The organism is Streptomyces sp. V4I23, assembly GCF_030817975.1.
In the GTDB taxonomy this organism is placed as follows: Bacteria; Actinomycetota; Actinomycetes; order Streptomycetales; family Streptomycetaceae; genus Streptomyces.
In genome coordinates, this window is sequence record NZ_JAUSZW010000004.1 from 5912276 (window position 1) to 5926404 (window position 14129).

17 protein-coding genes are annotated in these 14129 nt (G+C 72.4%); 13 read left to right on the forward strand and 4 right to left on the reverse strand.

Features of this window, described 5'->3' with window-relative positions:
* Positions 1–17: 17 nt before the first annotated feature.
* From QFZ82_RS29150 to QFZ82_RS29160, 3 genes are all read right to left on the reverse strand, one after another.
* Positions 18–758: an LON peptidase substrate-binding domain-containing protein gene (locus QFZ82_RS29150; RefSeq protein ID WP_307715978.1), complete on the reverse strand. Its 741-nt coding sequence runs from the start codon at positions 756–758 to the stop codon at positions 18–20.
* Between the two features lie 5 nt (positions 759–763).
* Complete coding sequence (locus tag QFZ82_RS29155) at positions 764–1795, reverse strand: hypothetical protein (RefSeq protein WP_307715979.1); 1032 nt, start codon at positions 1793–1795, stop codon at positions 764–766.
* 112 nt (positions 1796–1907) lie between these two features.
* Positions 1908–3509, reverse strand: a complete 1602-nt coding sequence (locus QFZ82_RS29160) for an oxidoreductase (protein WP_307715980.1) — start codon at positions 3507–3509, stop codon at positions 1908–1910.
* Between the two features lie 202 nt (positions 3510–3711).
* On the opposite strand from QFZ82_RS29160, the gene hisD reads away from it, so the two are divergent.
* Genes hisD through hisF form a run of 8 tightly spaced genes read left to right on the forward strand, consistent with a single transcriptional unit; the run spans position 3712 to position 9459 of the window.
* On the forward strand, positions 3712–5034 hold the full coding sequence (gene hisD, locus QFZ82_RS29165; protein WP_307715981.1) for a histidinol dehydrogenase: 1323 nt from the start codon (positions 3712–3714) through the stop codon (positions 5032–5034).
* Positions 5035–5048: 14 nt separating this feature from the next.
* Positions 5049–6155 (forward strand): histidinol-phosphate transaminase, encoded by a 1107-nt coding sequence (locus QFZ82_RS29170; RefSeq protein WP_307717878.1) that lies wholly within the window; start codon positions 5049–5051, stop codon positions 6153–6155.
* Complete coding sequence (hisB, locus tag QFZ82_RS29175) at positions 6152–6745, forward strand: imidazoleglycerol-phosphate dehydratase HisB (protein ID WP_177148749.1); 594 nt, start codon at positions 6152–6154, stop codon at positions 6743–6745. Before QFZ82_RS29170 ends, hisB begins: the two co-directional genes overlap by 4 nt.
* Positions 6746–6749: 4 nt before the next feature.
* The gene (locus QFZ82_RS29180; RefSeq protein ID WP_177148750.1) at positions 6750–6917 is read left to right on the forward strand and encodes a hypothetical protein; all 168 of its coding nucleotides are present in this window, start codon (positions 6750–6752) and stop codon (positions 6915–6917) included.
* Between the two features lie 4 nt (positions 6918–6921).
* Positions 6922–7563 carry an imidazole glycerol phosphate synthase subunit HisH gene (gene hisH / locus QFZ82_RS29185; RefSeq protein WP_307715982.1) on the forward strand — a complete coding sequence of 214 codons (642 nt, stop codon included), beginning with the start codon at positions 6922–6924 and terminating at the stop codon, positions 7561–7563.
* Positions 7563–8297, forward strand: a complete 735-nt coding sequence (priA, locus tag QFZ82_RS29190; protein ID WP_177148752.1) for a bifunctional 1-(5-phosphoribosyl)-5-((5-phosphoribosylamino)methylideneamino)imidazole-4-carboxamide isomerase/phosphoribosylanthranilate isomerase PriA — start codon at positions 7563–7565, stop codon at positions 8295–8297. The genes hisH and priA overlap by 1 nt, the downstream gene beginning before the upstream one ends.
* Entirely contained in the window at positions 8294–8707 is a 414-nt protein-coding gene (locus QFZ82_RS29195) for a RidA family protein (protein ID WP_307715983.1), read from the forward strand. The genes priA and QFZ82_RS29195 overlap by 4 nt, the downstream gene beginning before the upstream one ends.
* Positions 8704–9459, forward strand: coding sequence for an imidazole glycerol phosphate synthase subunit HisF (gene hisF / locus QFZ82_RS29200; protein WP_177148754.1), 756 nt, complete (start codon positions 8704–8706; stop codon positions 9457–9459). Before QFZ82_RS29195 ends, hisF begins: the two co-directional genes overlap by 4 nt.
* Positions 9460–9593: 134 nt before the next feature.
* Here hisF and QFZ82_RS29205 read toward each other — a convergent pair whose 3' ends face one another.
* The gene (locus QFZ82_RS29205; protein WP_307715984.1) at positions 9594–10226 is read right to left on the reverse strand and encodes a TIGR03085 family metal-binding protein; all 633 of its coding nucleotides are present in this window, start codon (positions 10224–10226) and stop codon (positions 9594–9596) included.
* 83 nt (positions 10227–10309) lie between these two features.
* On the opposite strand from QFZ82_RS29205, the gene hisI reads away from it, so the two are divergent.
* The 5 genes from hisI to QFZ82_RS29230 all read left to right on the forward strand — a co-directional run bounded on the left by hisI (position 10310) and on the right by QFZ82_RS29230 (position 14118).
* The gene (hisI, locus tag QFZ82_RS29210; RefSeq protein ID WP_307715985.1) at positions 10310–10675 is read left to right on the forward strand and encodes a phosphoribosyl-AMP cyclohydrolase; all 366 of its coding nucleotides are present in this window, start codon (positions 10310–10312) and stop codon (positions 10673–10675) included.
* Positions 10676–10686: 11 nt separating this feature from the next.
* Positions 10687–12183, forward strand: coding sequence for an anthranilate synthase component I (locus tag QFZ82_RS29215; RefSeq protein WP_307715986.1), 1497 nt, complete (start codon positions 10687–10689; stop codon positions 12181–12183).
* A 14-nt stretch (positions 12184–12197) separates the two neighbouring features.
* Positions 12198–12833, forward strand: coding sequence for a TIGR02234 family membrane protein (locus tag QFZ82_RS29220; protein WP_307715987.1), 636 nt, complete (start codon positions 12198–12200; stop codon positions 12831–12833).
* Positions 12834–12936: 103 nt separating this feature from the next.
* A complete protein-coding gene (locus tag QFZ82_RS29225) occupies positions 12937–13191 on the forward strand; it encodes an HGxxPAAW family protein (protein ID WP_307715988.1) in 255 nt (84 codons plus the stop codon).
* Positions 13192–13593: 402 nt separating this feature from the next.
* Complete coding sequence (locus QFZ82_RS29230) at positions 13594–14118, forward strand: DUF2752 domain-containing protein (RefSeq protein ID WP_373429340.1); 525 nt, start codon at positions 13594–13596, stop codon at positions 14116–14118.
* Positions 14119–14129: the final 11 nt, after the last annotated feature.

Here is a 14129-nt window from a genome sequence, read left to right on the forward strand (position 1 = left end):
CTGAGTGGTCCCTCCCGTCAGTTGGGGCTCGTCGGCTGCCTCGTGAGGTCCACCATCGGCAACGACGGAAGGTGCCGCAGCACCGCCGTCTCCCCCCGCAGCAGCTTCAGTTCCTCGCGCAGCCGCGTAGCCGTGTCCGGCGCCTGGAGCAGCCGCTGCTTCGTGGGGGTGTCCAGCACCGCCGCCGCGGCGACCAGGTACGACACCACCGAGGGCTCGTCCGGCAGCTCCGCCCCCGTCGAGAGCGTCCGCTCACGCGCACCCGCCAGCCGCTGCTGGTAGTTGCGGAAGGCCCGCAGCACGCCCTCAGCGAGTGCGCCCGCGCCGTCACCCGGCTCCTCCGGGAGCTCCTCCAGCTCCGCCGTCAGGAACGGACCGCTCGCGTCCACCGACAGCAGCCGCACCCGGGTCGTACCGGTCGCCAGGACCTCGAAGCTGCCGTCCTCCCGCTCCCGGATCGTCGCCGCGTCCGCGATGCAGCCCACCCGGTGGAACGCCTGGATCGGGTCGGACCCGAAACCGGCGGCGGGTCCGCGCTCGACGAGCGTCGTGGGGTCGGGCATGCCGGGCGCGGTCGGCGCGACCTCCCGCCCGTCCCGGATGGCGACGACGGCGAAGCGCCTCGGCTCCTCCTCGTCCGTCTTCAGCAGTTCGCGCATCATGGCGCGATAACGCTCCTCGAAGACGTTCAGGGGCAGCACGAGGCCAGGGAACAGCACCGAGTTCAGCGGGAAGAGGGGGAGGCGAGCGGTGGTCACAGCGGTCAAGAGTAATGGGCGCGGGTGCGGGCCCCGCGCCCGCGCCCGCGCAGTGGCATCGTGGACGCGACCTCGATCCGCACCCCGTCCCGCGCCCGCAGGAACTGACCCAGCGGATCGTCCGTCACCGACGTCCAGGGAAGGGAGGTCGCGTAGGGGCCGATCAGCCGGAACTGCGCCAGCGCGTCCGCCCACCGCCCCCGCGCCACGAGCACGTACGTGAGCAGGTTGCGGACCTCGGCCGGCCAGGGGTCCCCGGCCGCGTAGTCCGCGGACAGCACGATGGCGAGATCCGCCGCCGCGTCGATCCGGTCCTCCTGGACCGACGTGGTCGGCTCGCCGGTCAGCAGCTGGGCGAACGCCGCTCGGACCGGCAGCGCCTGGACCAGCGAACCCGGCAGCGCGTCGGCCGCCGCCTCCTCGGCGAAGTCGAAGCACTCGCGGTGGGACCCGTACCACTGGGCGGACAGGTACTTCAGCGCCGCCACATGGCAGCCGTAGTGGTGCGACGACCGGCGGATGGCCCGTTCCCACAGGGACTCGAACGCCGTGTGCGTCGCGTGCGTCCCGCGGGCGTGGTCCAGCGCGATGCGCCACGGCACGGGGTCGTTCGGTTCGGCGTCCGCCGCCGCGTCGATCAGCGGGCCGACCTCGCGCAGCCGCTCGGCGCGCGCCGGCGACTCCCATGCCCGCGCGACCGCGAGCTGTGCCTTCACGAGCAGGGCGTCCGCGTCGCGGGGTGACGCGCCCAGCCAGCTGCCGAGCCATTCGTCCCGGTTCCTGGCGAAGGCGGCGAGCCGCGACACGTACCGGTCGCGGTTCTCCCATTCGGCTGATTCCCGTGTGGTCGCGAGCAGCTTCGCGGCCCCTTCGTACTCGCCCTCGGCGGCCGCGACGAGCGCGGGACCGAGCCGCTCGTCGGGGGCGTCGAGCAGCACCGCGTCGTCGGGCACGAGGCCGTCGGACAGCCCGGGCGTATGACGGATCATGCGCGCGGCACGGGTCAGGGCGCGAAGGAAAGACATGGTGCGGACCATTGAAAACCGCAGGTGAGCGCGGCGCCAGAGCCCACCTGTGAATCTTTGGTAGCGGCGGAAAGGTTGCTCGGGGGCCGGTCAAGACACGGTAAAAGAAACGCCGCTCCGCGCCTTATCCGCGCCGCAGCAGACGGGAGGCTCCCGCCGCCACCGTGGTCGCCAGAATCCACCCGAGAAGCACCAGCGCCGCCGAAGCCCATTGCCAGTGCTCGTCAAGTCTCCAATAGCCGTCCTGGCCGAGATTGATCACCGGAATGAGCAGATCCAGCGCGTACAGAGCCGGATTCCATTCCGGGTGCTCCTCCTTCTTGATCGGATCCGGGGCCACCTGCGCGAAGGCGATGGTGCCCGCCGCCCACAGCACCGCCATCCACAGCGCCGCCCGTCCGGGCCGGTAGCCGTACGCCACGGTCCAGTCCTGCAAGTAGCCCCACAGCTTCGCGGCCAGCGGCAGCGTCTCCCGCCGCCGGCGCTGCTTGGCCAGCAGCACCTCGCGGGCGTCCGCGTCCTCGCCGCTGTTGCGCAGCACGGTCGCGAGCCGTTCGTACGGCTCCGGGGAGTACTCCGGCGTCGCCGAGGTCACCCACTCCAGCCGGCGCGACAACGGGAACTCCTCGTACGGGACGAGGTTTTCGTAGACGAAGCCGCCCATCGCCAGACCGCCCGGCCCCGGCCAGCTCGCCGCCAGGTCGATCAGCGTCACCACCTTGGCGCCGTTCAGCACGACCCGGCCCTCCTCGGGACGCTCCGCGTTGAACCGCAGCTCCGGTGTCGTGATCCGGCGCAGCGACAGCTCCTCGTGCGGGCTCAGCACGAACCGCGCGCGGTTCAGGTCGACCGCGTCGCCGAACCGCCCGTCGTCCAGGCGCACCCCGCCGTAGCACTCGAAGGGCTGCAGCCGCGAGCCGCGCACCGCTGCGCCCGCGGTGTTGATCCCGAACGGGGGAGTGGCGCCCTGGTTGCCGGTGGCGACGCTCACCCAGGCGCCTGTCATGTACAGCGTGCGCTCCACGCTCAGCTGCGGGGCGTTCAGCGCGCGGCGCTCGGCGGCTGCCCGCAGCCGGCTGCCGCGCAGACTGAGCGAGACGCCGATCTTCGCGCCGCGCAGGCTGAACTCCCCGTACGTCTCGATCAGTTCGGCCTGTAAGTCCTGGGCGACCGACAGGCCGTCCGCGGTGATGGCACGCCCGCGGCGGTCCGGGCGCACATGGATCTGGTTGATCAGAAGGTCCGTGCCGATCTGCGCGTCGGTGAGCCGGATGCCGTGCTCCACCCGGCAGCGCGGCATGTGCAGATCGCCCTCCGTGCGCAGCCGGGCCGCCTCGATGCGCGGAATCGCGCAGCCGACCAGGCGCACGGTGGTGAAGTGCGCCTCGGGCATCAGCAGCTCGTTCTCGAAGCGGCAGCCGTTGAGCTCGACGTAGGGGCCGATGCTGCCTCCGGCGAGCTTGAGCGTGCCGGTGATCTGGACGCCGCGCAGCTTGAGCGCGGCGACCCGCCCCGGCCGGGCGGACGGCCCGCTCAGCAGCAGCCGCGCCACGATGGACGCGCGGACGCTGCGCTCGGGGCCCCAGGGGCGCGGGGAGAACGGGTCGTTCAGCAGGGGATCGGTGTCGCTGAGGTCGTGCGTGCTTCCGTTTCTGAAGGCGTTCCACATGTTCTGCTCGGCCGGGCTCAGTCCCTCCGGGGGCCCGTCGTCAAGCGGCTCGGTCACTGCCGCTCCTCCGCTCGTTGGCTCGTACAGCTGTTCTTCCCGCTGAGTGACGGCCTGAACGCTAGTGGTGATGGTCGGCCGGAGATGACTGGGGTGGCTGTTTTTGGCCTCCGGGAGCGGTGGGGGCCGGGTTACGGCCATGCCCGTATCAGTGACTGATACGGAAAACAACCGCCGGATCCGGTCTGAGAGAATTGGTTCCGTGATCTCTCGAATCGATCTGCGCGGCGACGCCCTCCCGGAGGGCGGCGCTCTGCGCGACCTGCTGCCCCGTGCCGATTTCGACGTGGAAGCCGCCCTGGAGAAGGTGCGGCCGATCTGCGAGGACGTGCATCATCGTGGCGACGCGGCGCTGATCGAGTACGCGGAGACGTTCGACGGGGTCGTCCTCGACCAGGTGCGCGTGCCCGCCGCCGCTCTCACCCGGGCGCTGGACGAGCTCGACGCCGAGGTCAGGGCCGCCCTGGAGGAGTCGATCCGGCGCGCCAGGATCGTCCACCGCGCCCAGCGCCGCAAGGACCACACCACGCAGGTCGTCCCCGGAGGCACCGTCACCGAGAAGTGGGTCCCCGTCGACCGCGTCGGGCTCTACGCACCCGGCGGCCGGTCCGTCTACCCCTCCTCCGTGATCATGAACGTGGTGCCCGCGCAGGAGGCCGGCGTCCCGTCCCTCGCGCTGGCGTCCCCCGCGCAGAAGGAGTTCGGCGGCCTTCCGCACCCCACCATCCTCGCGGCCTGCGCGCTGCTCGGCGTCGACGAGGTGTACGCGGTGGGCGGCGCCACCGCCGTCGCGATGTTCGCGTACGGCACCGAGTCCTGCCCCCCGGTCAACATGGTCACCGGCCCCGGCAACATCTGGGTCGCCGCGGCCAAGCGGTACTTCACCGGCCGCATCGGCATCGACGCCGAGGCCGGCCCCACCGAGATCGCGATCCTCGCCGACTCGACCGCCGACCCGGTGCACGTCGCCGCCGACCTGATCAGCCAGGCCGAGCACGACCCGCTGGCCGCGGCCGTGCTCGTCACCGACTCCGAGGAGCTCGCCGCCGCGGTCGAGCGCGAGCTGGAGCCGCAGGTCGCGGCCACCAAGCACGTCGAGGACCGGATCAGGCCCGCGCTGGCCGGCAGGCAGTCCGCGATCGTCCTGGTCTCCTCGGTCGAGGACGGTCTCAAGGTCGTCGACGCCTACGGCGCCGAGCACCTGGAGATCCAGACCGCCGACGCCGGCGACATCGCGGCCCGTGTCCGCAACGCGGGCGCGATCTTCGTCGGTCCGTGGGCGCCCGTGTCGCTCGGCGACTACGCCGCCGGCTCCAACCACGTCCTGCCCACCGGTGGCTGCGCCTGCCACTCCTCGGGCCTGTCCGTGCAGTCGTTCCTGCGCGGCATCCACATCGTGGACTACACGCGCGACGCGCTCGCCGAGGTCGCCCACCACGTCGTGACGCTGGCCGAGGCGGAGGACCTGCCCGCGCACGGGGCCGCCCTGAAGGCCCGTTTCGGGTGGAAGGTGCCGGGACAGTGAGCGAGAACATCGGCATGGACGACCTGCCGATCCGGGACGAGCTGCGCGGCAAGTCCCCCTACGGCGCGCCCCAGCTCGACGTCCCCGTCCGGCTGAACACCAACGAGAACCCCTATCCGCTGCCCGAGCCGCTCGTCGAGCGGATCGCCGAGCGCGTGCGCGACGCCGCGCGCGGGCTGAACCGGTACCCCGACCGGGACGCGGTCGAGCTGCGCACCGAGCTGGCGCGCTACCTCACCCGCACGACCGGCCACGAGGTCGCGCTCGCCAACGTCTGGGCCGCCAACGGCTCCAACGAGGTCATCCAGCAGCTGCTGCAGACCTTCGCCGGCCCGGGGCGGGTCGCCATCGGCTTCGAGCCGTCCTACTCCATGCACGGGCTGATCTCCCGGGGCACCGGCACGGGCTGGATCTCCGGCCCCCGTGGCGACGACTTCACGATCGACGTCGGCAAGGCGCGGGCCGCCATCGCCGAGCACCGACCGGACGTCGTCTTCGTCACCACGCCCAACAACCCCACCGGCACCGCGGTCGACGCCGACACCGTCCTCGCGCTGTACGAGGCCGCGCAGGCGGCCAAGCCGTCCCTCGTCGTGGTGGACGAGGCGTACGTGGAGTTCAGCCACCACCCCTCCCTGCTGCCGCTCATCGAGGGCCGGCCGAACCTGGTGATCTCCCGCACGATGTCGAAGGCGTTCGGCGCGGCCGGGCTGCGCCTCGGCTACCTCGCCGCGCACCCCGCTGTGGTCGACGCCGTCCAGCTGGTGCGTCTGCCGTACCACCTGTCGGCCGTCACCCAGGCCACCGCGCTGGCCGCCCTGGAGCACACCGATACGCTCCTCGGGTACGTCGAGCAGCTGAAGACCGAGCGGGACCGGCTGGTCGCGGAGCTGCGCGCCATCGGCTACGAAGTCACCGACTCCGACGCCAATTTCGTGCAGTTCGGGCGCTTCGACGGCGAGGGCGGCGCGCAGGCGATGTGGCAGAAGATCCTCGACCACGGCGTGCTGGTCCGTGACAACGGCGTACCGGGCCGGCTGCGGGTCACCGCCGGTACGCCCGAAGAGAACGACGCGTTCCTCGATGCGGTTCGCGCACTGAAGAAGGAGCAGAGCTCATGAGCCGCACTGGACGGGTCGAGCGCACCACCAAGGAGACCTCGGTCGTCGTCGAGATAGACCTCGACGGCACCGGCAAGGTCGACGTCGCCACCGGCGTCGGTTTCTTCGACCACATGCTGGACCAGCTCGGCAGGCACGGCCTGTTCGACCTGACCGTCAAGACCGACGGCGACCTGCACATCGACACCCACCACACCATCGAGGACACCGCCCTCGCGCTCGGCGCCGCCTTCAAGCAGGCCCTCGGCGACAAGGTCGGCATCTACCGCTTCGGCAACTGCACCGTGCCGCTGGACGAGTCCCTCGCCCAGGTCACCGTCGACCTCTCGGGCCGCCCGTACCTGGTGCACACCGAGCCGGAGAACATGGCGCCGATGATCGGCACCTACGACACGACGATGACCCGGCACATCCTGGAGTCCTTCGTCGCCCAGGCGCAGATCGCCCTGCACGTCCACGTCCCGTACGGGCGCAACGCGCACCACATCGTCGAGTGCCAGTTCAAGGCCCTCGCCCGCGCCCTGCGCTACGCCTCGGAGCGCGACCCGCGCGCCGCCGGCATTCTTCCCTCCACGAAGGGCGCGCTCTAAGACGATGACAGGCCTGTCCACCATCCTCATCGTCGTCGGGCTGTTCCTCGCCGGCGGTGTCTACTCCTTCTCCAGACAGAAGATGCCCAAGGGGCCCATCGTGCTGCTGACCGCGGCCTCCGCGATGTGCCTGGTCGCCGGCGTCCTGCGGATTCAGGGAATCTGGGAGTAGCAGCATGAGCGCACAGAAGAAAGTCGTCGTCTTCGACTACGGCTTCGGCAACGTCCGTTCCGCCGAGCGCGCCCTCGCGCGCGTCGGCGCGGACGTCGAGATCACCCGTGACTACGACAAGGCCATGAACGCCGACGGGCTGCTCGTCCCCGGCGTCGGCGCCTTCGCCGCCTGCATGGAGGGCCTGACCCAGGCCCGCGGCAACTGGATCGTCGACCGAAGGCTCTCCGGCGGCCGGCCCGTCATGGGCATCTGCGTCGGCATGCAGATCCTGTTCGCGCGTGGCATCGAGCACGGCGTCGAGACCGACGGCCTCGACGAATGGCCCGGCACCGTCGGGCCGCTGAAGGCCCCGGTCGTGCCCCACATGGGCTGGAACACCGTCGAGGCGCCCGCGGACAGCGAGCTCTTCGCCGGAGTCGACGACGACGCGCGGTTCTACTTCGTGCACTCCTACGCGGTGCACGAGTGGAACTTCGAGGCCACCAACGCCGCCATGCGCGCGCCCAAGGTCACCTGGGCCACGCACGGCGAGTCCTTCGTCGCCGCCGTCGAGAACGGCGCGCTGTGGGCCACCCAGTTCCACCCCGAGAAGTCCGGCGACGCCGGCGCCCAGCTGCTGACCAATTGGATCGAGACGCTCTGATGCCGAAGCTTGAACTCCTCCCCGCAGTCGACGTCCGCGACGGCCAGGCCGTCCGCCTCGTCCATGGCGAGTCCGGTACGGAGACCTCCTACGGCTCCCCGCTGGAGGCCGCCCTCGCCTGGCAGCGTGCGGGCGCCGAGTGGCTGCACCTCGTCGACCTGGACGCCGCCTTCGGCACCGGCGACAACCGCGACCTGATCGCCGAGGTCGCAGGGAGCCTGTCGGGTCACGGCATCAAGGTCGAACTGTCCGGCGGCATCCGTGACGACGCCTCCCTCGCGGCCGCGCTCGCCACCGGCTGCCGGCGCGTCAACCTGGGCACCGCCGCGCTGGAGACCCCCGAGTGGGTCGCCAAGGTCATCGCCGAGTACGGCGACAGGATCGCCGTCGGCCTCGACGTGCGGGGCACCACGCTGCGCGGCCGCGGCTGGACCCGCGACGGCGGCGACCTGTACGAGACCCTGGCCCGCCTCGACTCCGAGGGCTGCGCACGGTACGTGGTCACCGACATCGCCAAGGACGGCACGCTCCAGGGCCCCAACCTGGAGCTGCTGCGGAACGTCTGCGCCGCGACCGACAAGCCCGTCGTCGCCTCCGGCGGCGTCTCCTCCCTCGACGACCTGCGCGCCCTCGCGTCCCTGGTGCCCGAGGGCGTCGAGGGCGCGATCGTCGGAAAGGCGCTGTACGCCAAGGCGTTCACCCTGGAAGAGGCCCTGGCGGCGGTGTCCGCATGACGGAAGCCGTACGCCGGATCGGCTCGGGCGGTCCGTGGGAGGAGTCCTTCGGCTACTCCCGCGCCGTCCAGCTGCCCAACGGCCTGGTCCTCGTCTCCGGCTGCACCTCCGTCGTCGGCGGCGAGATCTCCGCGGGCGGACCGTTCGAGCAGACGATGACCGCGTTCGGGGTGGCGATCGACGCCCTGAAGGAACTCGGCCTCGGCGCCGAGGACGTCGTGCGCACCCGTATGTACATCACCCATGCCCGGGACGTGGACGAAGTGGGCCGCGCGCACAAGGAGTTGTTCGGCACGGTCCGTCCGGCCGCGTCGATGCTCATCGTCTCCGGCTTCGTCGACCCCTCGCTGGTCGTCGAGGTCGAGGTCGAGGCGTACCGGCCCACCGCAACCGAAGGAGGTGCCGCATGACCCTCGCGGTCCGCGTGATCCCCTGCCTGGACGTCGACGCCGGCCGGGTCGTCAAGGGCGTCAACTTCCAGAACCTGCGCGACGCGGGCGACCCCGTCGAGATGGCCAAGCTGTACGACGCCGAAGGCGCCGACGAGCTCACCTTCCTCGACATCACCGCCTCGTCCGGAAACCGGGAGACCACCTACGACGTGGTGCGCCGCACCGCCGAACAGGTCTTCATCCCGCTCACCGTGGGCGGCGGCGTGCGCAGCGCCGAGGACGTCGACAAGCTGCTGCGCGCGGGCGCCGACAAGGTCGGTGTCAACACCGCGGCGATCGCCCGCCCCGAGCTGATCCGCGAGATCGCCGAGCGGTTCGGCCGCCAGGTGCTGGTGCTGTCCGTCGACGCACGGCGGACCGCGGCGGGGTCGTTCGAGGTCACCACGCACGGCGGCCGCAAGGGCACCGGCATCGACGCCGTCGAATGGGCGCACCGGGCGGCCGAGCTGGGCGCCGGCGAGATCCTGCTCAACTCGATGGACGCCGACGGCACCAAGGACGGCTACGACACCGAGATGATCGCGGCCGTGCGGAAGCACGTGACGATCCCGGTGATCGCGTCCGGCGGCGCCGGCAAGCTGGCCGACTTCCCGCCGGCCGTGGACGCGGGCGCGGACGCGGTGCTCGCCGCCTCCGTGTTCCACTTCGGCGACCTGCGGATCTCCCAGGTCAAGGACGCCCTGCGGGCGGCGGGCCACCCGGTCCGCTGAGCCCGAACCGAAGGGGTCCCGGGAGAACGTCCCGGGACCCCTTCGGCACGTCCGCACGTCCCGCGCCCCCATGCGGGTGTGCCCCCGCACCGGGCCGGACACGTGCGGGACCCTCTCGCAGGTGCGCCGGGCTCCTACACCCCGAGCTGCGCCTCACGGACCCGCGCGATCGCGTCCATGTCGCCCTCCAGGTCCACCCGCGTCGCGTCCTGGCGGCCGAAGGCGAACAGCAGCAGCTCGCCGGGCTCGCCGGTCACGGTCACCACGGGCGTACCGCGATGCGCCACCGCCGTCCGCCCGTCCGGCCGGCGCAGCACCAGACCCACCGGCGACCTGCGCCCGAGCAGCCGCGCGCCCTTCTCCAGGCGCGACCACAGCACGTTCTCGAAGACCTTGTCCAGATCACGCGGCGCCCAGTCCGGCTGTGCCCGCCGCACGTCCTCGGCATGGACGAAGAACTCGACCGTGTTCGCCGCCTCGTCGACCTGTTTGATGGCGTACGGGGACATCCGCGGCGGCCCTGTACGGATCATCAGGACCAGCTCGTCGTACGGCTTCGCCGCGAACTCCGCCTGGATCCGCTCCGCACGGTCCCTGAGCGCCTTGATCAGGATCCCGCCCGCGGCGTCCGGCCTGCGCTCGCGCATCACCACGTGCGCCGCCAGCTCCCGGGTCGTCCAGCCGTGGCACAGGGTCGCGGCCTCCGGCCCCGCCGCCTCCAACACATCGGCGAGCAGAAGTCGTTCGCGCTTCGCATGGGTCGACATGCCCGCCAGCGTACGGCGGCTCCGCCGGGTCCGCCCAGTGGACGCACCGTCCCGGCCGTCCCACGGCACGGCACAATGGGCGCATGACCAGCAGTGTCCCCGCCAGTGGCCTCGACCCCGCCATCGCCGCCCGCCTCAAGCGCAGCGCCGACGGCCTTCTCCCCGCCATCGCCCAGCAGTACGACACCGGTGAGGTGCTGATGCTCGGCTGGGTGGACGACGAGGCACTGCACCGCACCCTGACCACCGGCCGCTGCACCTACTGGTCCCGCAGCCGCCAGGAGTACTGGGTCAAGGGCGACACCTCCGGCCACGTCCAGCACGTGAAGTCCGTCGCCCTGGACTGCGACGCCGACACCGTGCTCGTCAAGGTCGACCAGGTCGGCGCCGCCTGCCACACCGGCGCCCGGACCTGCTTCGACGCCGATGTCCTGCCCCTCGGCGAGTAGGGTCTGCCGCCATGGATCTCGAGACCTTCCGCAAGCTGGCCGCCGACCGCCGTGTCATCCCCGTCAGCCGTCGCCTGCTCGCGGACGGCGACACGCCCGTCGGGCTCTACCGCAAGCTCGCCGCCGAGCGCCCCGGCACGTTCCTCCTGGAGTCCGCGGAGAACGGCCGCTCCTGGTCGCGCTACTCGTTCATCGGCGTACGCTCCGACGCCACGCTCACCGTACGCGACGGCCGGGCTCACTGGCTCGGCGTCCCGCCCGTCGGCGTCCCCACGGACGGCGACCCGCTCACCGCACTGCGCGAGACCGTGCAGACCCTCCATACGCCACGCGACCTCGCGTCGGGCATGCCGCCCTTCACCGGCGGCATGGTCGGCTACCTCGGCTACGACATCGTGCGCAGGCTCGAGAAGATCGGTCCCGGTGAGCGCGACGACCTGAAGCTGCCCGAGCTGACCATGCTGCTCACCTCGGACCTCGCGGTCATGGACCACTGGGACGGCAGCGTCCTGCTGATCGCCAACGCCATCAACCACAACTGCCTCGCCACCGGGGTCGACGAGGCGTACGCGGGCGCCGTCGCCCGCCTCGACGCCATGGAGGCCGACCTCGCCCGGCCGCTCGCCTCCGCGCCCGCCGCCCTGCCGCCCTCGGAGCTGCCCGAGTTCTCGGCGCTGTGGGGAGGGCGGGACTACCAGGACGCCGTCGAGGACATCAAGGAGCGCATCCGGGCCGGCGAGGCGTTCCAGGTCGTGCCCTCCCAGCGGTTCGAGACGCCGTGCGCCGCGAGCGCGCTGGACGTCTACCGGGTCCTGCGGGCCACCAACCCGTCGCCGTACATGTACCTCTTCCGCTTCGAGGGGTTCGACGTCGTCGGCTCCAGTCCGGAGGCGCTGGTCAAGGTCGAGGACGGGCACGCCATGCTCCACCCGATCGCCGGCACCCGCCCGCGCGGCGCCACCCCGCAGGAGGACCACGACCTCGCGGAGGAACTGCTCGCCGACCCCAAGGAGCGCGCCGAGCACCTGATGCTCGTCGACCTCGGCCGCAACGACCTGGGCCGCGTCTGCGAGCCCGGCAGCGTCGAGGTCGTCGACTTCATGTCGATCGAGCGGTACTCCCACGTCATGCACATCGTCTCCACCGTGACCGGCAAGGTCGCCGAGGGCCGTACCGCCTTCGACGTCCTCACCGCCTGCTTCCCCGCGGGCACCCTGTCGGGGGCGCCCAAGCCCCGCGCGATGCAGATCATCGACGAGCTGGAGCCCTCGCGGCGCGGGCTGTACGGCGGTGCCGTCGGCTACCTCGACTTCGCGGGCGACTCCGACACCGCCATCGCCATCAGGACCGCGCTGCTGCGCGACGGCACGGCGTACGTCCAGGCCGGAGCGGGTGTCGTCGCCGACTCCGACCCGGTCGCCGAGGACACCGAGTGCCGCAACAAGGCGGCGGCGGTGCTGCGCGCCGTCCACACCGCCAACCGGCTGAACGGCGCGGCCGGGCGGTAAGGGATAGTGGACGCGTGAGTGCCGTACCCGTACCCCAGCCCCGCGCCGCCGCGGCGGCCCCGAGCGGCAGCCGCCGCAGCCTCGCCGCGGCCCTGTTCCTCGGCGCCGTCGGCGCGACCGTCGTCCTGCTCGCCGCCGGACAGATCTGGGCCGAGGGCCACGCCTCGGTCGGCGGCGGAACCGTTTCGCTCGACGCCGACGGCGGGGACGTCACGGGCGTGCCCACCGCCCTCGCGATCGTCGGACTCGCCGCCCTCGTCGCCGTGTTCGCCGTCCGCAGCGCAGGCCGCGTCGTCGTCTCCGGGCTCCTCGCGCTCAGCGGCGCGGGTGCGGCGCTGGCGGCGTTGCTGGGCGCCTCCGACAGCGACGCGCTCGACGAGAAGGCGGCGCGGACCACGGGCGACGCCGCCGCGACGGCCGACGCGCTCACCCACACGGCCTGGCCCTATGTGACCGCGGCCGGCGGCCTGCTGATCCTGCTCGCGGGTGTCCTGGCGCTGCGGTACGGCAGGCAGTGGCCCGCCATGTCCGGCCGCTACGAGCGCGACGGCACACCGCGTCCCCGCAAGGCGGCCGTGGTGGACCCCGACCGGCCCGAGGACCTCTGGAAGGCCCTGGACCGCGGCGAGGACCCGACGCGCGAAGGGTGACCCCAGCTCACCGCGCGTGTTGTCGTACGGGACAATGACTGCGAGCGTCCGGCTCAGCACGAGCACCAGCTCACGACAGCGCATCACACACGAGGAGCAACTCATGGCGGGCAGCAGCCACGGACACACCCCGGCCGCCTGGACCGGTGTCACCATCTCCTTCATCGGCTTCTGCGTCGCAGGCGTCTTCATGGTGGCGAACAGCCCGGTCGGCTTCTGGGCCGGTTCGGCCCTCATCGCGCTCGGCGCGATCGCGGGCGGCGCCATGAAGAGGGCCGGCCTCGGCACGCCGAAGGAGCCGGAAGAGGTGGTCCAGGCCCGTAACCGCGCCGCCGCGCAGGAGCGGGCGACCGCCTGACGCGGTGACGATCCGACACGAAACGGCGCAGCACGGCACGACCGGGCTGCGCCGTTCTGCTGGAACGGCGAGAATCACGAAATGACCCCGACGCCCCCGGTCCCCGGCCCCCCGCCCCGACCGGCCCCCCAGGCGCCGACGGACGACGCGTCCGCGGCCGGCAGCACTTCGCCGGCCGGCACCGGGCCGGACGCGCCGGGGCGCTCTGCGCCCGGGCGCGCGGTCGCCGCGGACGGGCGGATGTCAGGGCCGGATGGGTCGGGGCTCGGGGGCCGGCCGTCGGTGCCGGCACACGGCGGGCACCCCCGTTCCGGAGCGGACGCACCGCCTGCGGGCGCCGGAGTCCTTCCGGCGCCCAGCCACGGGGCGGACGAACGCGGCGCCCTGTCGGACCCGGCGTCCGTGGGCGTCGGGGGTCATGCCGCGCGTGGGTACGCGACGGCGGCCGGCACCTGGCCCGAGCGCGCCGAGGCCGGTGCGACGCGGTGGGGACCGGGCGCGGTGCCCGCGGGCGGCCGTCCCGCGCCGCAGGGGACGGCACGGCGCGTGGCCGCGCCCCTCGCCGTCCTCACCGGCGTCGCCGCCGCCTTCGCCTACGTCGGCACCGTCGACCCCAACGAGCCCGGTCACTACCCCGTCTGCCCCCTCCTCCGCTTCACCGGCGTCTACTGCCCCGGCTGCGGCGGCCTGCGCAGCGCCCACGCCTTCATCCACGGCGATCTGGGCACCGCCCTCGGCGCCAACGCGGCCGCCGTCGTCGGCTACGCCGTCTTCGCCGCCGTGTGGGTCCTGTGGCTGGTTCGCGCCGTTCAGGGCAGGCCGCTGCGGATCGGTCTCGCCCCCGGTTGGTGGTGGGTCATGGGCGCGGTCCTGCTGATCTTCAGCGTGGTGCGGAACCTCCCGTTCGGATCGGCGCTCGCCCCATGAAGTCCCAGGTA

Bases quoted from the DNA above. Each gene is read 5' to 3' on its own strand.
- QFZ82_RS29170 (WP_307717878.1), top strand. From the start codon at position 5,049: ATGGACGACCTGCCGATCCGGGACGAGCTGCGCGGCAAGTCCCCCTAC.
- hisH (WP_307715982.1), top strand. From the start codon at position 6,922: ATGAGCGCACAGAAGAAAGTCGTCGTCTTCGACTACGGCTTCGGCAAC.
- QFZ82_RS29180 (WP_177148750.1), top strand. From the start codon at position 6,750: ATGACAGGCCTGTCCACCATCCTCATCGTCGTCGGGCTGTTCCTCGCC.
- QFZ82_RS29155 (WP_307715979.1), bottom strand. From the start codon at position 1,795: ATGGTCCGCACCATGTCTTTCCTTCGCGCCCTGACCCGTGCCGCGCGC.
- QFZ82_RS29225 (WP_307715988.1), top strand. From the start codon at position 12,937: ATGGCGGGCAGCAGCCACGGACACACCCCGGCCGCCTGGACCGGTGTC.
- hisF (WP_177148754.1), top strand. From the start codon at position 8,704: ATGACCCTCGCGGTCCGCGTGATCCCCTGCCTGGACGTCGACGCCGGC.
- hisI (WP_307715985.1), top strand. From the start codon at position 10,310: ATGACCAGCAGTGTCCCCGCCAGTGGCCTCGACCCCGCCATCGCCGCC.
- QFZ82_RS29215 (WP_307715986.1), top strand. From the start codon at position 10,687: ATGGATCTCGAGACCTTCCGCAAGCTGGCCGCCGACCGCCGTGTCATC.
- QFZ82_RS29205 (WP_307715984.1), bottom strand. From the start codon at position 10,226: ATGTCGACCCATGCGAAGCGCGAACGACTTCTGCTCGCCGATGTGTTG.
- QFZ82_RS29195 (WP_307715983.1), top strand. From the start codon at position 8,294: ATGACGGAAGCCGTACGCCGGATCGGCTCGGGCGGTCCGTGGGAGGAG.
- hisB (WP_177148749.1), top strand. From the start codon at position 6,152: ATGAGCCGCACTGGACGGGTCGAGCGCACCACCAAGGAGACCTCGGTC.
- priA (WP_177148752.1), top strand. From the start codon at position 7,563: ATGCCGAAGCTTGAACTCCTCCCCGCAGTCGACGTCCGCGACGGCCAG.